Here is a 17,267-nt window from a genome sequence, read left to right on the forward strand (position 1 = left end):
GACGAGCGGATGGCCGCAGAGCTGTCCGCCGCCGGGCTGTCGCCCGTCCCGGATGCGCCCGAGAACCTGCGCGTCTGGCGCCGGTGATGTCAGGCGGCCCCACGACCGTATGGGGCGAGCACCCGACCCAGCGACACGAGCACGGCGTGCGCTGCCCGATCGCCGAGAAGCCAGCCGCAGGCCCGCCTCCGCCAAGGGTGGTCGGCGTGCGGGAGGGTGACCCACGGCCGCAGCCCGGCGTTCTCAACTCGCGCCACCACTCCTCGCCGGTGAGGAAGACGCGGTCGCGCAGGACGGCGCCCGCATGCTGTCAGGCCCTCTCAGCCCGCACGCCGGCGACGTCGGCGAGGGGCGCGACCCCGGCCCGGACGATGCGTCCCGGACGCCGGTTTCCTCGTGCGCGGCGGCCAGAGCGGCGAGGGCCGTGGTGAGAGGGACGGCCGCGATGAGACCGACTCTGCGCCGGCCTTGTTCAAGAACTCACGGTCCAGAGATCCGCAGGCATCAGAGCGGCACTCCGCACGGCGAACCAAACAGAACCTGCAGGACCGAACGCCCTTTTTAGAGCGTGTCTCCCGGGGCGCCGCTATGCTCGCCGCGTGGGCGAGATCGTGGTGGTACGCGACGGCTCTGGGCCGGAGGTCCTGCTCGTGCATGGTGGTGCCGGCCCGCGGACGACGTGGGGCGCTTTGGCTCCGCTGGCCACTCGGTGGACGTTGGCATATGTCCATCGCCGGGGTTATCCGCCGAGTCCACCACCGCAGGAGGGACAGGACTTCGAGGTGGATGCCCGGGATCTGGCGCCGCTACTCGTGGGCTGTCCGCACGTTGTCGCCCACTCTTACGGCGTCCTGGGGACGTTGATCGCGGCCGCTGCCGCGCCGGACAGCGTGCGCTCGCTCACCCTGATCGAGCCGCCGCTGAACTACCTTGTCCCTGACGATCCCGAGGTGGCGCGGCTCGAGCGCATCGGCGATGCGGTCCTCACCCACGGGATGGACATGGACCCGGCCGAGCTGCGCGAGTTCCTCCAGGTCGCGGGCGCACCTATCGGCGGCGGCCCGCTCCCCGAGGACGTGGTCGCCGGCGTTCGGCGGGCGCACGGTGGTCGGGTGACCAGCGAGGCGCGCCCACAGCTCGACACGATCGGTGACGCCGGCGTCCCGGTGCTCGTCGCGTCCGGAGACCATGCGGCCGCGCTCGAGCGGATCTGCGACGCTCTGGCGAATGCGCTCGGCGGCGAGCGCAGCGTGCATCCGGGCGCTGGTCACTTCGTCGCCGCAGCACCGGGCTTCGCCGAACAGCTTGAAACCTTCCTGCGCAAGAGCGCTACGTGGCGAGCTTCTTCCAGTAGATGAGTGTGGCGGCGAGGATGAGGAGCGCGGCGAACAGGTTGGCCGAGCGTTCGTAGCGAACGGTAGCCGGTGAGCCAGGCGATGGTGCGTTCGATCTCCCAGCGGTAGCGGCCGAGGCGTTCACGGGTTTCGATACCCCGCCGCGCGATGCGTGGTGTGATCAGCGGAGCCACGATCTCCCCCAGCGCCTCGTCCGGCACCAGACGCTGCGACAACTGATCAACCATCCCGAGATGTCGTCCCGGCAGTTACATCAGTCACAGAAGACGCGTGCTATGCCCTGGACCTTCACGTCGCCACATGAGACACGCCATTAGTCCACGATCTTGCCGCACGGGGCCTTTCGTGCGCCAAGGGGATGTTTATATCGGCCTGCTCCCTGAGTCGTGGTCCTCTGCTGACTTACCGATCCCGGGGGACGATCGGCTTCTTCCTACAACAGGCTCGCACGTCATCGGGAACCCCAGCCGACCTGCCGGGAGAAAACCAAGAAGACCAAGTAATTGCCGACAATGAAGAATGCAATGAGCGGTGAGCCCTCGACCGAAACCAGGTCGAGGGCTCATCGGTATGGCGCGGGCGGCACGCCCGCGAGCGGTTATCGGGTGCCGTCGATCAGGCGGATGGCCAGGTCGGGGCTGAACTGGCCGGCGGGGATCCCGGTACCGATCCCGCAGTCGCCGTCGGAGTCGCCGGGGACCTTGACCCACAGTTCCAGTTCAGCGTCGGCTCCGTCGCGGGGCGGGGTGCCGAGCCTGCGTCCGGCCGGGTTGCACCATTCACCGTTGGAGCCGTTGCCGTTGCGGCTGGTGTCGACCACGAAGGTCTTGCCGCTGGGGAGCCCGGCGTTGACGGCCTTGGCGTAGGTGACCGATCGTTCGGTCGTGTAGTAGTTCGACACGTTGACCGAGAAGCCGCGTGCATCCGCGATCCCGGCGGCCTGCAGACGCTGGGCCATGGTGTCGGCGGGAATCCAGTTGGCGTTGGCGGCGTCCAGGTAGACCCAGGCGTTCGGCGCCCTCTGCTTGAGCTGCTGCACACCGTATTTCAGCAGGTCGAGCCGGGTCTGCCGCTCGGTGTCGTTCGGCAGGCAGTCGAGTTGGGCGACCGCGTCGGGCTCCACCACGACGATCGCCTGGCGGCTGCCGATGGCCGTGGCGAACTGCCCGATCCAGGTGCGGTAGGCCTCCGGGCTGCCCGCGCCGCCGCCGGAGTGGCTGCCGCAGTCACGGCCCGGGACGTTGTAGGCAACCAGCATCGGTGTGGCGCCGGTCTGCTCGGCGCCGCCGACGTAGCGGGACACCGCCGCACTGACGTCGCTGTCCCAGTTGCCGAACCAGCGTGCGATCGGCCGGTCGGCGATGGCCGTCTTGATGCGAGCGGCCCGCGGGTCACCGGAGTTGGCGGCGACCCAGGCCGCCGGGTTGGAGTTCGGGTCGACGTACAGGTTGGCCGCGGCGATCGCCTCGGCCGCGGGTGCGGCGTAGGAGACGGCGCCGACCTTGGCGGCCTGCGGTTGCTGTCCGGTGAAGTAGGCGCCGGTCAGCGCGGCCGTCGACGCGGTGAACGCGGCGACGGCGGTGATGGTCCATCTGCGGAGAGCGGGTAGCACGGGGGTTCCTTCGTTGTCCGGTGTCATGGGGGGTTGCCGTCCGCGGCCTCTTCGGTCGTATTTCAGCGGAGCGCAGGGAAGCGGACGTGTTCAATGCACTTTTCCTGGCCGTTCCCGCGAAACTACCGACGCGCTTAAATCCGAGTCAAGAGTCTTTTCACGCTTTCCATTTCCGTCCAACTGCCGAGCATCTCGCCGCCATTGTGAGCCGCTGCAAAGAAACCGGCCTAACCAGGCTGAACTCGTAGAGCCCGTTCTTGTGGGGGATGCGGTTGTCGTCGTTGCGTGAGCGAGACCTCACTGCGCGGATGACAGACGGTGAGGGCGGGTGGGCGTATAAGATGGGCATGCGGTACGCGCAACGAAGATGGATACACCCCCGCCGAGCAGCAGCGGCGGGAGCGGGTGCGGATGCAGGCGGCCGAGCGGTTCGCCTGTGGTGACGGTGGCGCTGCGATCGCCACGGACCTGAGGGTTACCGAGCGCACGGTGCGGCGGTGGCGCGCGGCCAGGCGGCAGGGCGGGGTGGAGGCCCTCAAATCGCGGGGCCCGGTGTCGCGGGAGTCCGTGCACCAACACCGGCCAGGCGCATAACGAAGATCCGCTGCACCACCGGTGCCGCCCGCGGATCGAGCTCAAGCCGGTGGCTACGCGCACCGAGCGCGGCCATCGCCGGGTGTGACGCGGGCCCGCGTCCGCCAGCCGATAACCGTAGGGCGGACGGCCGCCCAGGAAACGCCCTTCGAGCTCGGCCTGCGCCGCCATGGTCGTACGGACCCGGACCTGGATGCGCCGCCGCTCGGCCTTGGACATCCCGAAGGGCTTTGCCGGCTCGAGTGTGTCCATGCCGCGACGCTAAGTCGCTGCGGCCGAGCGGAGCCGAGAAAACGGACCTTGTGGATAACCTGTGCCGGGTCTCCGGTATCAGCAGGTGCCGAGCAGGCGGGTGAACGCCGATCTCTCCGCTGCGTCGATCGTGAGGCGGTAGCGGTGCTTCACGTCGATCCACGACCTGGCGTACACGCACCGGAATCCCGCCAGCGGCCGGGTCCCTGTCGCCCTCGGCCTGGTTGAGATTGTCAGTGGCCGCCCACAGTTGCGAACTGGACAGGTCGTTGGTGAACGCCCGTCGGCGGGACATCGTCCAGGACGAGGCACCCGACCGCCACGCCTCGGCGAGCGGGACCATGTGGTCGATGGGCAGGTGCGGACACCGCGAGTGTCGTAGAGGCTGCACCACCCATGCCGGAGAACATGTACGGCTGTGCCCCGGCAGGCAGCAGCCTGTCACCTGGCGACCAAGCGCTGCCCCGACTGCTGGAGCACTACCTGGCACCACCCGTGCCGCCAACGTTCACCTCCGCCCGCCGCGCCAGCGATCCGGCCGCGCACAGGTTCACCGACTGGGATCCGGGCGCACACCCGGCTCTCGGTCCAGCAGGCCACCACGCACCACCGACCGGTAGCCCACCACCGGCCCCTCCCCGGGGGGCCTGGAACACGACGGTGGTCGCGTCCACCACGGTGTACAACCGCCAGGCTTACCGATCATGACCCGGTCACGCCACCTCTTTACGACTGCTGAAGGCGCGGTCCGCTCTCGGCACAGGAGAGCTGACGAGAGAGGTGGTGCTAGTGGTGGAGGGGCCAATGGTGGTCGACATGCTGACGGCGTTCCTAGGAGTGCTCTCTGCAACGCTGTCGCTCTGGGAGGCGGCGGCGAAGCGTCGCAAGGGCGAGCCCCAGAGAAGCCATGGCGCCGATGACGGGCGAGGGCATGACGAACCGGACGTTTCGGAATGAGCGGTCGTGAATCCGCTGACCCGATACGACCGAGAGGCGAGTTCTCTACGTCCGTTGACATCAGGCCCACCATGCTGGTGGCCATGCGGAAGCAGTTCCTGGAGCTGTACGAAACCCACTACGAGCAGGTGGTGGCCTTTCTGCTGAGTTATGGGGCTGCCCTGGCCGAGGCCGAGGACGCGGCACAGGAAGCATTCTTGGACGCCTGGCAGCTGATCGCCACCTGCCGATGGCACACCGTCACCTACCCGGCTGCATGGACCCGAGCTGTCGCTCTGCGCCGCTACCGGCGCCCTCCTGGTCCCCGGCGCAGCCCGCTGGTCGCCTTAACCCCACCCGAGCAGCTTCCCAGGCGACCCCTACAGGCTGCCGATACGGGCGAACTGACCACGCAAGCCCTGTACGTGATCCAAGTCCTGCGCCGCCTGGACGAGAAAAGCCGGGCGGTGATGGCGTTCCACATCGACGGTTTCTCCGCAGTGGAGACCGCCGCCGCGTTGGGCATCGACGACCAGGAAGTACGGAATCTCAGAAAGAGGGGCCGCAGTCACCTGGCCCGTGCCCTGGCCGAAGCTCACGCCCAGGAAGGAGGGACGGCCAAGTGACCACTCCCGAACCTCCCAACGAGAAGCGCCACTCCGCGCTGAGCGACGATGAGCTCGACGCTGTGCTGGCAAGCGTCCAAAACGAACTGCGCCGGCATGTCCGCCGTCATGGCGATCCCGCGTCTCTCCTGTCAGCCCTTCTCGCAGCTCCTGAACCCACGGACGGCAGTGGTGAATCAGGCTTGAAAAAGCTGCCAGGCCTGGGCAGCGGCCGTCCAAGTGATGTCGGAGAACCGGTCGGCGGTATCGGGACGGGAACGCCTCTGATTTCCCTACGCGGCCGCAGCCCTGGTGCAGACGAAGGCGGCCTGGGAGCCGGCGCGAGTGGCCTTGGCGGCACTGGCGCCGGCACTGGCGGCGGCCCCGGTGCCGAACTGGTTGGCGGCGCTGGAATGGGAGTCGGCATGGGACGAAGCGGTATGGGGGGGAACCCCATGGGAGGAAACGGCACGGGTGCCGGCGGTGTCCTGAGCGGCGTAGGCGGCCGTGCTGGCGATGATGACAACGAGCGCTCCGCCTGGCTCTCTGAGGACGAGGATGTCTGGGGGGATGACGATGATACCGCTCCTCCCGTGATCGGGTGATTCCTCGCAGACGGCCGGAGACACCCTGGGCGGACTAGGACTCCGGCGCGTGAGCTTTCGGCGAATTGAAGAACAGGGTTGCCGCGAGCGTGCACACTGCGATGGTGACGCCGAAGGTGGCGACGGTCGCGGCGGCGACGATGAAGTAGCCGGCCGCCCATAGCTCCGGCGGCACCACCAGGCCGGCGCCCCGGGCCTGGGCCATCATCGCGCCCACCCGTTCCCTGCGTTCGGCCGGCGGCTCCCCCGGCGGGCTGGCCACCTGTACCAGCGCGACCCTCATGGCAGACCCGCCACCGAGTGCTCCGTACCGCCCCGGCCGGCGACATCCGGGAGGTGCAGAGTCGCCATCGTGCTGGACAGATGCGCGGTCAGCGCGACGCCGGCCGCCGCCTCTCCGGTCCTGAGCGCGGCGACGATGGCGGCGTGCTCGTCGAGCACGGCGCGAGAACGGTCCTGCTCGTTCGCCACCGCATACAGGCCCATCCGGACCTGCCGGTCCCGCAACGACTCGTAGAACCCGGCAAGCACCGGGGTGCCGGCCCGACGCACGATCATCCGGTGGAACACCCGGTCGAGCTCGATGAACGTCACCGGATCGCCGATCACCCGCTCCTGCTCGGCCAGCACCGACTCCAGCTCACCGGTGAGCTCTTCACTCGCGGGCGCGACCTGCCGGACGCACCAGTCCTCGACCAGTTCGCGCGCCTGCATCACCGCACGCACTTCACCATCTGTGATCGGCGGCACGAAGGCGCCCTTCTTCGGCACGATCTGCAGAAAGCCCTCGGCCTCCAGCCGCAGCAGCGCGTCGCGCACCGGAGTCCGCGACGTACCGGTCTCCCGCGTCACCTCCGCCTAGCTCAAGAACCTCCCCTCATGCCGGGGGAAGCGCGCGATGTGCTTCTTGAGCCACCGGTACGCCACATCCTGGGCCGAATCATCTTGTGGACCACTCATAGGTAGCTCGAATACATCAAGCCGACAAGAGGAACAAGGGTCTGCCGACCGCTCTCAAGCGCTTCGCGTCCCCTCGACCCCGACCGATCGCGTAACGCCGATCGGACGGGGCGGCCCCGATCTGGTGCCGGTTCGATTGAGCGAGTGACGCCGTCCCAGGCGGGAACTCCTCTAGTCCCCGGATCCCGCGATCTCGCCGAGTCGCTGCCGCATTCCGGACAGCATGGCCGCGAGGCCGAGTTCGAAGGCCGCGTCGGCGCGATCGACCCGCGGGGTGACGGCGACGGCGGCGGCCAGCCGGGGGTGCCGGCTGGCGTCGGCGGACAAGTCGATCATCTGCTCCGGGGCGACCATGTCCAGCACCGAGCCGAGGACGAACGACTCCAGCGCGGTGAGAAGCCCGATCGTCTGATCGGTGGGCCAGCCGGCGTCCTCCAGCGCCAGCACGAAGTCCTCGTACATGTCGAGCACCGCTGGGGTCCGTACGGTGGTGGTGGCCAGCAGCTTCACGGTGTTGGGGTGGCGCGCGAACGCGTCCCGGTACGACCGCGCCCAGGCGGCCAGCGCCTCGTCCCAGGGCAGCTTCCGCAAGGGGGACGAGTCGATCTCAGCGGCGAGGAGCGTGCGCATGCCGCTGATCACGTCGTCGCGGTTCCTGACGTGGTTGTAGAGCGAGGGCATCCGCACGCCGAGTTCGCGGGCCAGCCCGGCGAGGCTGAAGTCGTCGGCCCCTCTCCGGTCGATCAGGTCCAGCGCGGCCCGGTGGATCGCGTCGGCGCTGAGGATCGCGCGGCTGGGGCGTCCCGCACGCCTGGTGCTCCTCGGTTCCATCTCACCGCCCATCGTAGAACGCCCAAGACAGGTCTTCCGCGGCGCCCCAGCGTGCGCTACCTTCACTAAAACTTCAGCCTGAAGTTTTAGTGAAGGGCCACTCATGCGCACTTCTGAACCAGCGACGCGAGCCCAAGGAACCCTCGAACGGAACGCCATCGGCGCCAGGGACCTGGTGTTCTTCGTTGTCGCGGCGGCGGCGCCGCTGACGGTGATGGCAGGGATCGCGCCGATCGGGCTCTCGGTGGCCGGTCCCGGCGCGGTCGCCGGCTATCTCGTCGCCGGGCTCGCGCTCGTGCTGTTCTCCGTCGGCTTCACCGCGATGAGCAGGCACATCAGCAACGCGGGCGCGTTCTACGCCTACGTCGCCAGGGGGCTGGGCAAGCCCGCCGGCGTGGGGGCGGCGCTGGTCGCGGTGGTCTCCTACAACGGCGTCGGCATCGGGCTGTACGGGGCGTTCGGCTTCTTCGCCGCCACCACCGCCGGCGACCTTCTCGGCGTCGGCCTGAAGTGGTGGGTCTGGGCACTGGCCGCGGTCGCGCTGGTGTGGCTGCTGGGCTTCCGCCGGGTGACGCTGAGCGCCAAGGTGCTCGGTGTCGCGCTGCTCGGCGAGGTGCTGGTGCTGGCGGTACTGGCCGGCGCGGTGCTCGTCCAGGGCGGTCCCGAGGGATTCAGCCTTTCTCCGTTCACGCCGGACAACGTCTTCACCGGCGGGTTCTCCGGAGCGCTGGCGATCACCTTCGGCGCGTTCATCGGCTTCGAGGCGACGGCGATCTACGGCGAGGAGGTCAGGAATGCCGCCCGCTCGGTGCGCACCGCCACCTACGTCGCCGTGGGCTTCCTCGCGCTCTTCTACACCTTCATCGCGTGGATCGTGGTGACCGCCTACGGGCCGGGCATGGTGCGCACGACAGCCGCCAAGGACCCGTCGGCGCTGGTGTTCGGCGCGACCGACGAATACGTCGGCGGGCTCGCCGTGGACGTCATGAACCTGCTGATCGTGACCAGTTCCTTCGCCGCGATCCTGGCCTTCCACAACACCTCCAACCGGTACTTCTTCGCGCTCGGCCGGGAGAGGGCGCTGCCCGCCGCGCTCGCACGCGTCCACCCGCGTACCAAGTCTCCGTGGGTGGCGGGCGCCGTCACCGCTGCACTGTCGGCCGGGGTCGTCGCCGGCTTCGCGCTGGCCGGCCTCGACCCGTTCCTGAAGCTGCTGATCTGGCTCAACACGCCCGGCGTGATCGGGATCATGGCACTGCAGGCCCTGTGCTCTTTCGCCGTGGCCGGCTTCTACCTGCGGAATCCCGGATTGCCGGGCGGCCTGTGGACCCGGCTGGTCGCGCCGCTGCTGGGCGGCGCCGCGCTGACCACAGCCTGCTGGCTGGCGGTGACCCACATGGACCTGCTCACCACGGCGGGGACCACCACCAACCTGATCCTGGTCCTGCCGCTACCGGTCGTCTTCCTGATCGGCGTGCTGGCCGCCGTACGGTTGCGCCGCGCCGACCCGGCCGCGTACGCGCGGCTCACCACCACCGACGTCGAGCGACTGAAGGAAACCGTATGACGATGGGCGGGACCGCCGACCTCCTCTTGACCGACGCCCGTCTGCCGTGGCGCCCCGGGGCCGACACGGTGGCGATCGCGGGCGGCCGGATCGTCGCCGCCGGCGCCGCCGCTGAGGTACGGGACCTGATCGGCGCCGGCACGGACGTGCGGCCGCTGGAGGGCCGCACGGTCATCCCGGCGTTCCAGGACGCGCACGTCCACCCACTGACCGGCGGGCTGGAGATGCTCCGCTGCGACCTGACGGACGTGAACGACCGGCACCAGATCCTGGACGCGGTCGCGGCTTACGCCGCCCGCAACCCCGGCGGGTCCTGGATCACCGGAGGCGGCTGGCGGATGGACGCCTTCCCCGGCGGCACCCCGCTCGCCGCCGACCTGGACGCGATCGTCCCGGACCGGCCGGCGTTCCTGCCCAACCGCGACCACCACGGAGCCTGGGTCAACTCCCGCGCGCTGGAGCTGGCCGGGATCACCGCGGCCACCCCCGATCCCGCGGACGGCCGGATCGAGCGCGACGCGTCCGGCGCACCCTCAGGCGTCCTGCACGAGGGCGCGATGCGCCTGGTGCAGAAACTCGTCCCGGCCCCGACACTGGACGAGCAGGTCGAGGCCATGCTCGCCGCGCAGCGCCACCTGCACGCCCTCGGCATCACCGCCTGGCAGGACGCGATCGTCGGCGACTATCCCGGCACCACCGACCCCACCCGCGTCTACCACGAGCTGATCTCCCGCGGCGTGCTCACCGCCCGCGTACGGGGCTGCCTGTGGTGGCGGCGCGACCGCGGCGTCGAGCAGCTCGACGACCTGCTGCACCTCCGGGCGAACGCCCGGCCGGGGCTCGCGCTCGACAGCGTCAAGATCATGCAGGACGGCGTCTGCGAGAACTTCACCGCCGCCACCCTGGCGCCCTACCTGGGCGGCCACGGCACCGGCATCTCGTTCTTCGAGCCCGGCGAGCTCGCCGAGGCCGTCACCCGCCTGCACGGCGCCGGCCTCCAGGTGCACTTCCACACCATCGGAGAGCGGGCCGTACGCGAGGCGCTCGACGCGGTGGCCGCGGCCCTCAACCGGCACGGCCCCCGCGACCTGCGGCACCACCTCGCGCACATCCAGATCGTGCATCCCGACGACGTGCCCCGCTTCGCCGAGCTGGGCGTCGCCGCGAACATGCAGCCGCTCTGGGCCTACAACGACGACCAGATGACCGAGCTCACCGTGCCGTTCCTCGGCGAGGAGCGGGCGACCTGGCAGTACCCGTTCGCCGCCCTGCACCGCCACGGCACGCACCTGGCGATGGGCAGCGACTGGCCCGTCTCCTCGGCCGATCCGATCCTGGGCATCCATGTCGCGGTCAACCGCACCACCTACCGGCCGGGCGCCGATCCGGCCCGGCACGCCGACCGGCCGTTCCTGCCGCACCAGCGGCTCACCCTGGAGACCGCGCTGCGCGCCGCCACCCTCGGCTCCGCCTTCCTCAACCACCTCGACGCCCGCACCGGAACCCTCGACCCCGGCAAAGACGCCGACCTGGCCGTCCTCGACCGCGACCCCTTCGCGCTCCCCCCGGAGGAGCTCCACACCGTCCGCGTCGTCACCACCGTGGCCGCTGGCCGGATCGTCCACGACTCTGAATCCGGTTGTCGAGCAGGCGACTGAACCTGTGGAGGCCGGCAGCCTTCTCGTGGTCAGAACCGCGTCTGAAACACCTGACGCCTTCGTTCCCTGAGCTCCCTGTGGCCGGACGGAGCCAGACATCGAAAGAGGCTGAGGAAGCGGCCGAGAAGAGGACTCCCAGGTTCGAGAGCGCTGACAACACCGGCCGGCGAGCCGAAGAACTGATCAAGAACGAGGCTACGAAAGGGCGGACGTCTGAGGAGACGACACCTTTTGAAACGTCTGGGGAGCGGGCGCGAGCAAGACCATCCTTGGCTCCTCATCCTGGGCTGAACCAGCTGGTGAAGGTGCTTTCAGGGGGTCGGGGTCCGCGGCGGCCCTGGCAACACGATTGCCCGGCCTCCACAGATCTCACCCTCAATACCGCACCCGCCATCCCAATTGACTCTGGTCGGAACCGACTCTCTAGAGCAGGGCGCGCGCGGTGACGGCGGCGTCGAGGAGCCGCACGCCGTCAGGGTGGGTCAGGTCGAGGCCCGTGAGTTTCGTGATCTTGCCGAGCCGGTAGTCGAGGGTGTTGCGGTGGATCCGCAGTTCGCCCGAGGCCCGGCTGCGGTTGTGGCCGTGCCGGACGAAGGAGCGGGCTGTCTCCAACAGGACGGGTGTCCGGCGAGGGAGGTTCCAGCTTGGCGGCGAGCCGGTGCGCGCCGCGTCAACCAGTCGATGATCTCGGTCAGCTCGACGGCGTTCGGGTTCGCTCATCCCGGAGGGTCACCGCGAGCAGTCGGGTGATCTCGGTGAACGCGCGGTGCACCTCACCGTCGAGCACGGCAGGGCAGGTGGTTCGAGGAGGTTTCTCCAGGGTGCCCTGAATGAGCGAGCCCGTTCTCCGGCGTAAGCGCAGCTCAGCGACTCTGTGGGGAGATTATCTCTGGCAACAGGTGTGGTGCTAGTGCGCCGGCGCGCAGGTGAGCGTGTCCCAGGCGGCCATCGCGCAGGTGATGACCGCTTCCAGCTCGGCGCGGGCGGCGCCGTCGCGGGCTTGTACGGATAGGCCTTGCACCACGGTGGTGTAGTAGCGGGCGATGGCGTCGAGGACGGCGGGCGGCGCGGTGAGGTCGCCGTCGGTGACGCCGCGGGCGAGCCGGTCTTTGATGGTGCTGAGCTGGTCGCGTCGGCGGTCGGCCAGGAGCTCCCGGACCGTGTGGTTCTCCACGGCGCCGGTGGGTGCGGCCAGGATGAGCATGCAGTAGTGCGGCGTGTCCGGGCGGGTGATCTCATCGGCGGTGGCGCGCAGCATGGCGTGGATCGCGGCGCGCGCGGTCGGCTGTTCGCGCAGCGCGCGTCTGGGCGGCTCGCCTGAGGTCGTGCCGTAGAGCGCCATGACCTTGCGGAACAGGTCCTGCTTGCTGCCGAAGCAGGCGTAGATGCTGGCCGAGGCGATTCCCATGGCCTGGGCCAGGTCGTTGAGCGAGGTGCCCTCGTAGCCCCGTTCCCAGAACAGGTCCAGCGCCTGGCGCAGGGCGGTGTCGGGGTCGAATGTGCGCGGCCTGCCGCGAGCTGCCATCCAGCGCCCCTCCTAACTTGTTGGTCGTTCGATCAATTATAGCTTGACCTGCACTGCGGGTGCTGCCAAGCTTTGTTGATCGTTCGATAAACAAGTGGGAGCCGATCGTCATGAGCATTCCCTCCACCATGCGCGCCCTGCAGCAGACGTCCCTGAACGGCCCGCAGGACCTACGCCTGATCACCGACGCGTCGATACCGAGCCCGGGCCCGGGCGAGGTTCTGATCCGGGTCACCGCCGCCGGCGTTAACTTCGTTGACATCTCACAGGCCCGCGGCGCGTTCGCGGGCGGCCCGCAGCCGCCGTATCTGGCGGGCATCGAGGGCGCCGGTGAAGTCACCGCCGTTGGCGAGGGGGTGACCGGCCTGGAGCCCGGCGCCCACGTCATCGGCGTCAGCGTCAAAGGCGGCGCCTTCGCCGAGTACATGGTGCTGGCCGCGGACGCCGCGGTCCCGGTTCCGGCGGGCTGGGCCGACGAGCAGGCCCTCGGCCTGGTCGTGAACTGGCCAACCGCACTGGCGGCGCTCAAGCCACTGGGCAGCGTCGCCGCGGGGCAGACCGTGCTGATCCACGCCGCGGCCGGCGGGACCGGCCAGGCAGCGGTCAAGATGGCCAAGCACTACGGCGCGACGGTGATCGCCACGGCCTCGCCAGGCAAGCATGAGGTGGTACGGGCGCTGGGCGCCGACCACGTCATCGACTCCCGCGGCGGCGACCTCGCCGCCGAGGTCCTGCGGCTGACCGGCGGCGCGGGCGCCGACCTGGTACTGGAGTCGGTCGGCGGCGCCACCCTGGACGCCAGCCTGGCCGCGACCAAGCGGGTCACCGGCCGGGTCGTCGTCTACGGCGTGGCCGGCGGCGAAGCCGCGATCACCAATTGGGAACTGGTCTACAAGCACCAGATCCACCTCATCGGCCTGAACATCGGCACCCTGATCCAGGCCGCACCGCAGATCTTCGGCGAGGTCATGGGCCAGTTGTTCGGGCTCCTCGCGTCCGGGGTGCTCGGCCCTGGCCAGCCCACCGTGTGCGAGCTGGCCGACGGGCCGAAAGCACTTGCGGAACTGGAGGCGCGGGCCACCCTGGGCAAGCTGGCCCTGCTGCCCTGAACAGACCGTGACGCCAAGTGGCGGGTCCCCTCCCCCGTCGAACGACAAGCGGGTGAGGGTGCAACTCCTGCTCAAGGATGACAGTTATCCGCTCCACCTTGGTGATGGTGCCCGCGATCAGGATGACATCGCCGTACTGCAGGATGGTGTCGGCGGTGGTATAGGTGAACTGCTCGCCGACGGACTTCACGCAAACCACTACGGGCGTGTTTGGAGCGAAGGCGGGTCTCGCCTAGCGGGACGCCGACGATGTCGCGGGGTGGGTGGGTTTTGACCAGGGCGCACTCCTCGTCCACCTCGATATGGTCGAGCATTCGGCCGCTGACCAGATGGGCGACCCACTCGGCCCATGTCGTTTTCCGGCAGCACGATGTGGTGGGCGCCAACCCTTTCCAGGACACGCTTGTGCTGGTGGGTGACCGCCTTGGCCCAGATGTTGTCGATGTCGAGTTCGGTCAGCAGCGACGTGGTCAGGATGCTGGCCTCCAGGTCACCGCCGATGGCGACCACAGCGCGGCGGAATTCGGCGACACCGAGTTCGCGCAGTGTGTCCAGGTCGGTGGCGTCCGCGGTGACGACATGGGTCAGTTGCCCCGACAACGTTGGGACAATCTTGGGCGGTGGTCGATGGCCAGCACTTCGGTGCCGCGCCTGGCCAGGTCCAATGCGAGCGCGGCGCCGAACCGTCCCAGCCCGATCACCACGACCCGGGTCGTTTCCATGGTCAGCCGACGATAGGGCGCTCCTCCGGCAGTTCGTAACGGGTGGCGCGCTCGCGGAGCGCGACCGCGAAGAAGACGTCCTCGAGGGAGGGCTGCTTCTCCACGTATTCGACCTCGGTGGGCGGCAGCAGCTGCTTGAGCTCGGCCAAAGTGCCGTTCACGATGATCCGGCCCCCATGGAGGATCGCGATCCGGTCGGCGAGCTGTTCGGCCTCCTCCAGATACTGCGTCGTGAGCAGCACCGTCGTGCCGCCCTCGGCGAGCTCCTTGACGGCCTGCCACACCTCGATGCGCGCCTCCGGGTCCAGCCCGGCCGTCGGCTCGTCGAGAAAGATGACCGGCGGATTCCCGATCAGACTCATCGCGATGTCCAGACGGCGGCGCATGCCACCCGAATACGTCGCTACCCTCCGGATGCCCGCCTCGGTCAGCGAAAAGCGCCTCAGCAGGTCATCCGCGATCGCACCCGGGTCCTTGAGGTGCCTCAGCTTGGCGACCAGGACGAGGTTCTCCCGCCCGCTGAGGATCTCGTCGACGGCCGCGAACTGCCCGGTGAGACTGATGGACTCCCGCACGCCCGCCGCCTGCGTGGCGACATCGAAGCCGTTGACGTCGGCAGTCCCTGCGTCGGCCTTGAGCAGCGTGGAAAGGACTTTCACCACCGTGGTCTTGCCCGCCCCGTTCGAGCCGAGCAGAGCGAAAATGCTGCCCCGCGCCACCTCGAGGTTCACGCCGCGCAGCACACGCAGCTCCTGGTACGACTTCTCCAGGCCCTGCACGCGGATCGCAGGCCCCTCGGCCTGATTGGTTGTTGGAGGGATGCTCATGACAGCCAGCATGGAGGGCTGACGCAGCGTCAAGGTCAAGTCCGCAGGGCAGATTCGATTCGTCCACTCAAATGGAAGCCACGGCCGGCGCCCCGACGAGATCGGCTGACTCTTCAGACGGATCGACAAAGTGGGAGGGCGGCGGAGAGCGCCTGGCCTGATGGCCTCAGAGCCGACGCGCCTCACACGATGCCTGGATGGCTGCTTGCTCGATATCGCGACAGCGCGTTCCAGCTCGCCGGGGTCGTGAGCACTGACGTGGACACCGTTCCTCGTTCTGCCACGGCCACGCCGACTGATCACCAACCAGTGTCTATCCCGTTGGCCGCGACGGTGATCAGACCGGCCCATCGGCAGCGTGCAGCCAGGCCGTAGGCGGAGTCGTCTGCCGCCTTTGACCAGGCGACCGGCGGCGGAGAAGACGCGGAGCCGAGGTTTCTTGGTTCCCAGCGGCGGGCCTGGTGCCCGGCCAGGGCGGGCATCTGCATCCAGGCGGTCAGCTCGCTGCCCAGTGCGACCAGTTCGCACCAGATCTGATTCTGGTGTGCTCCCAGGTCGGCGCCGCCTGCTCCTTCTCCGAATGCGCGATCACGATCGTGGCGTCCAGATCCACCGTGATCAGCTCACCGTCCGCGCCGGGAGCCGGCCCCACCGGCCAGCGCCCACACCCGTTCCCGGGCCGCAGCACGCGCCCGCCGGATCGCCCACAACGCCTTCGGCCCGGCTCCGGCCAGTACCGTGACCAGCCGCGATACCGTCGGATCTGAGGCGATGGGCCTGTACAACTCCGATGACGAGCGCAGGAGGGGCGATATCGGCCAGGCAGTCCCCGCCCAACGCCCGCGCCACCGCCAGATCCGCCACGATCTTCCCCGGATCATGCACCGCCCCGGGCCTGCGCCACCGCTCCAGCCCTGCCGACAGCCCCGTCCCAGGCCCGACACCCGCAACGTCCGCCGACAAAGCGATTTTGGACTTCCGGCCGGTAATCTTCACTCGGAAAGTGCCTTTCCGCTGGGATCGATCGAGATTTCAGCAATCCCGATTCTCCCAGCCCAAAAGGAACTTTTCTCAGGTAGCCGATCAGGTCGACAGCCGCTCCCGCGAAAGCGCGAGGCCAGCGTAATACGAGCGCAATAACGGCTGCGATACCCCTGGACGGCCCGTCCCGGGCGGCGGCTCCGCGTTGACGAGGTCGCCCATTGCGCTGCCATTGGTGCGCCTCGCGGTCGGTCTGGCCCTTCCCCACCACCGCCACTCCCGTTGCGACAACACCCCCGCGAACTGGACAATGTGGGCATGATGCTGAACCCGTTCCCGTCTAGCCTCATCGTCGCGGTGGCGTAGCCGTGGACAGGTATGCCCTGATGGCGCGCTTTATCCGCACCGCCGCTGGGGCGATCGTCTTCCTCCTGGTCGGCCTCGGCATGGTGGCCGGCGCCGTCGGCGCGCTCGTGGCGTACCTGCCCGACGGTGTCCGTGACCTGCGCGCGTACGAGGCCGCCACGCCCTGCCCCACCGTCTCGATCGAGCCCGCCGACTGCCTGTGGAAGCAGGAGTTCACGGTGACGGAAGTCGACGACCCTCGCGGCCGGGGCAAGGGGCCGTACACGATCCTGACGGACGCGGACGGCCACCGGTGGAGGTCGACGTACGGCGACCCCGGCCCGGTCTGGGGCGAACTCGCCAAGGGTGACCGTGTCACCGGCACCATCTGGCGCGGCACACTGACCGAGATCTCGGAAGGGGGCGCGTCCCAGAGCACCAGTCAGGCCCCGGCCGACATGCGCGCGCGGAGCGCCGTACTCGCGCTGATCCTGCTACCGTCGGGCCTGAGCCTGGCGATCGTGTCCGGCTGGCGGTTCGCGCGGCGCCGCGCGTCGCCCACCCTGACACCGGGCCAGAGCGCGAGCTTCGGGCTCTCGTTCGGGCTGTTGATGGCCGGGCTGATCTCCCCGGTCCCTGCTGCCCTTCTCCCGTACGACGGCGAGCTCGAGCACGCCGGGTTCACCGCGCTCATCTGGCTACCGATCGCCAGCCTCATGGCCGTCCTCGCCCGCCTCCACACCATCCGCGCGGGAGGCCGTCAACCTGTGGCCTGACCGGATC

General features: G+C 69.1%; 16 protein-coding genes and 3 pseudogenes. 9 read left to right on the forward strand and 10 right to left on the reverse strand.

Translation table 11 applies throughout. The features are described 5' to 3' along the window. Positions 1-599 precede the first annotated feature (599 nt). The gene (locus tag ACTWPP_RS41640; RefSeq protein ID WP_443109995.1) at positions 600-1,358 is read left to right on the forward strand and encodes an alpha/beta fold hydrolase; all 759 of its coding nucleotides are present in this window, start codon (positions 600-602) and stop codon (positions 1,356-1,358) included. On the opposite strand, the pseudogene ACTWPP_RS41645 reads toward ACTWPP_RS41640, so the two are convergent. Continuing rightward, a pseudogene (locus ACTWPP_RS41645) lies at positions 1,330-1,534 on the reverse strand (IS5/IS1182 family transposase); the annotation flags it as partial. The gene ACTWPP_RS41640 and the pseudogene ACTWPP_RS41645 overlap by 29 nt on opposite strands. Before the next feature lie 419 nt (positions 1,535-1,953). Then, complete coding sequence (locus ACTWPP_RS41650; RefSeq protein WP_443109996.1) at positions 1,954-2,967, reverse strand: glycoside hydrolase family 6 protein; 1,014 nt, start codon at positions 2,965-2,967, stop codon at positions 1,954-1,956. Positions 2,968-3,372: 405 nt separating this feature from the next. Between ACTWPP_RS41650 and ACTWPP_RS41655 the strand changes: the two genes are divergently transcribed. From ACTWPP_RS41655 to ACTWPP_RS41670, 4 genes are all read left to right on the forward strand, one after another. Beyond that, positions 3,373-3,561 (forward strand): helix-turn-helix domain-containing protein, encoded by a 189-nt coding sequence (locus ACTWPP_RS41655; RefSeq protein WP_443109997.1) that lies wholly within the window; start codon positions 3,373-3,375, stop codon positions 3,559-3,561. Positions 3,562-4,617: 1,056 nt separating this feature from the next. Next, positions 4,618-4,770, forward strand: coding sequence for a hypothetical protein (locus ACTWPP_RS41660; protein WP_443109998.1), 153 nt, complete (start codon positions 4,618-4,620; stop codon positions 4,768-4,770). An 83-nt stretch (positions 4,771-4,853) separates the two neighbouring features. Further along, positions 4,854-5,375 carry a sigma-70 family RNA polymerase sigma factor gene (locus ACTWPP_RS41665; protein ID WP_443109999.1) on the forward strand — a complete coding sequence of 174 codons (522 nt, stop codon included), beginning with the start codon at positions 4,854-4,856 and terminating at the stop codon, positions 5,373-5,375. Further along, entirely contained in the window at positions 5,372-5,959 is a 588-nt protein-coding gene (locus ACTWPP_RS41670) for a hypothetical protein (RefSeq protein ID WP_443110000.1), read from the forward strand. Before ACTWPP_RS41665 ends, ACTWPP_RS41670 begins: the two co-directional genes overlap by 4 nt. A 34-nt stretch (positions 5,960-5,993) precedes the next feature. On the opposite strand, the gene ACTWPP_RS41675 is transcribed toward ACTWPP_RS41670, so the two are convergent. The 3 genes from ACTWPP_RS41675 to ACTWPP_RS41685 all read right to left on the reverse strand — a co-directional run bounded on the left by ACTWPP_RS41675 (position 5,994) and on the right by ACTWPP_RS41685 (position 7,750). Next, positions 5,994-6,242, reverse strand: coding sequence for a hypothetical protein (locus tag ACTWPP_RS41675; protein WP_443110001.1), 249 nt, complete (start codon positions 6,240-6,242; stop codon positions 5,994-5,996). After that, on the reverse strand, positions 6,239-6,811 hold the full coding sequence (locus ACTWPP_RS41680) for a GntR family transcriptional regulator (RefSeq protein ID WP_443110002.1): 573 nt from the start codon (positions 6,809-6,811) through the stop codon (positions 6,239-6,241). The genes ACTWPP_RS41675 and ACTWPP_RS41680 overlap by 4 nt, the downstream gene beginning before the upstream one ends. 279 nt (positions 6,812-7,090) lie before the next feature. Next, positions 7,091-7,750: a TetR/AcrR family transcriptional regulator C-terminal domain-containing protein gene (locus ACTWPP_RS41685; protein WP_443110003.1), complete on the reverse strand. Its 660-nt coding sequence runs from the start codon at positions 7,748-7,750 to the stop codon at positions 7,091-7,093. A 103-nt stretch (positions 7,751-7,853) separates the two neighbouring features. Here ACTWPP_RS41685 and ACTWPP_RS41690 point away from each other — a divergent pair, with 103 nt between their 5' ends. Both ACTWPP_RS41690 and ACTWPP_RS41695 read left to right on the forward strand, forming a co-directional pair. Continuing rightward, positions 7,854-9,317: an APC family permease gene (locus ACTWPP_RS41690; protein ID WP_443110004.1), complete on the forward strand. Its 1,464-nt coding sequence runs from the start codon at positions 7,854-7,856 to the stop codon at positions 9,315-9,317. After that, positions 9,314-10,975, forward strand: coding sequence for an amidohydrolase (locus ACTWPP_RS41695; RefSeq protein WP_443110005.1), 1,662 nt, complete (start codon positions 9,314-9,316; stop codon positions 10,973-10,975). The genes ACTWPP_RS41690 and ACTWPP_RS41695 overlap by 4 nt, the downstream gene beginning before the upstream one ends. 423 nt (positions 10,976-11,398) lie before the next feature. Here ACTWPP_RS41695 and ACTWPP_RS41700 read toward each other — a convergent pair whose 3' ends face one another. Then, complete coding sequence (locus ACTWPP_RS41700; RefSeq protein ID WP_443110006.1) at positions 11,399-11,587, reverse strand: helix-turn-helix domain-containing protein; 189 nt, start codon at positions 11,585-11,587, stop codon at positions 11,399-11,401. A 295-nt stretch (positions 11,588-11,882) separates the two neighbouring features. After that, the gene (locus ACTWPP_RS41705) at positions 11,883-12,500 is read right to left on the reverse strand and encodes a TetR/AcrR family transcriptional regulator (RefSeq protein WP_443110007.1); all 618 of its coding nucleotides are present in this window, start codon (positions 12,498-12,500) and stop codon (positions 11,883-11,885) included. Between the two features lie 110 nt (positions 12,501-12,610). On the opposite strand from ACTWPP_RS41705, the gene ACTWPP_RS41710 reads away from it, so the two are divergent. Then, a complete protein-coding gene (locus ACTWPP_RS41710; protein ID WP_443110008.1) occupies positions 12,611-13,609 on the forward strand; it encodes an NADPH:quinone oxidoreductase family protein in 999 nt (332 codons plus the stop codon). Positions 13,610-13,697: 88 nt separating this feature from the next. Here ACTWPP_RS41710 and ACTWPP_RS41715 read toward each other — a convergent pair. The 3 genes and pseudogenes from ACTWPP_RS41715 to ACTWPP_RS41725 all read right to left on the reverse strand — a co-directional run. Further along, positions 13,698-14,331: pseudogene (locus ACTWPP_RS41715) on the reverse strand (potassium channel family protein); the annotation flags it as partial. A 2-nt stretch (positions 14,332-14,333) separates the two neighbouring features. Further along, positions 14,334-15,158 carry an ABC transporter ATP-binding protein gene (locus tag ACTWPP_RS41720; protein ID WP_443110009.1) on the reverse strand — a complete coding sequence of 275 codons (825 nt, stop codon included), beginning with the start codon at positions 15,156-15,158 and terminating at the stop codon, positions 14,334-14,336. A gap of 547 nt (positions 15,159-15,705) precedes the next feature. Beyond that, positions 15,706-16,123, reverse strand: a pseudogene (locus ACTWPP_RS41725) (transposase); the annotation flags it as partial. 402 nt (positions 16,124-16,525) lie between these two features. On the opposite strand from ACTWPP_RS41725, the gene ACTWPP_RS41730 reads away from it, so the two are divergent. Beyond that, positions 16,526-17,260 (forward strand): hypothetical protein, encoded by a 735-nt coding sequence (locus tag ACTWPP_RS41730; RefSeq protein WP_443110010.1) that lies wholly within the window; start codon positions 16,526-16,528, stop codon positions 17,258-17,260. Positions 17,261-17,267: the final 7 nt, after the last annotated feature.

This window comes from Actinomadura sp. 3N407, from assembly GCF_052245875.1.
Lineage (GTDB): Bacteria > Actinomycetota > Actinomycetes > Streptosporangiales > Streptosporangiaceae > Spirillospora.

Excerpts from the sequence above, each read along its gene's own strand:
- ACTWPP_RS41690 (WP_443110004.1), top strand. The coding sequence starts at position 7,854 with ATGCGCACTTCTGAACCAGCGACGCGAGCCCAAGGAACCCTCGAACGG.
- ACTWPP_RS41730 (WP_443110010.1), top strand. The coding sequence starts at position 16,526 with ATGGCGCGCTTTATCCGCACCGCCGCTGGGGCGATCGTCTTCCTCCTG.
- ACTWPP_RS41705 (WP_443110007.1), bottom strand. The coding sequence starts at position 12,500 with ATGGCAGCTCGCGGCAGGCCGCGCACATTCGACCCCGACACCGCCCTG.
- ACTWPP_RS41665 (WP_443109999.1), top strand. The coding sequence starts at position 4,854 with ATGCGGAAGCAGTTCCTGGAGCTGTACGAAACCCACTACGAGCAGGTG.
- ACTWPP_RS41685 (WP_443110003.1), bottom strand. The coding sequence starts at position 7,750 with ATGGAACCGAGGAGCACCAGGCGTGCGGGACGCCCCAGCCGCGCGATC.
- ACTWPP_RS41660 (WP_443109998.1), top strand. The coding sequence starts at position 4,618 with ATGGTGGTCGACATGCTGACGGCGTTCCTAGGAGTGCTCTCTGCAACG.
- ACTWPP_RS41675 (WP_443110001.1), bottom strand. The coding sequence starts at position 6,242 with ATGAGGGTCGCGCTGGTACAGGTGGCCAGCCCGCCGGGGGAGCCGCCG.
- ACTWPP_RS41710 (WP_443110008.1), top strand. The coding sequence starts at position 12,611 with ATGAGCATTCCCTCCACCATGCGCGCCCTGCAGCAGACGTCCCTGAAC.
- ACTWPP_RS41695 (WP_443110005.1), top strand. The coding sequence starts at position 9,314 with ATGACGATGGGCGGGACCGCCGACCTCCTCTTGACCGACGCCCGTCTG.
- ACTWPP_RS41720 (WP_443110009.1), bottom strand. The coding sequence starts at position 15,158 with ATGAGCATCCCTCCAACAACCAATCAGGCCGAGGGGCCTGCGATCCGC.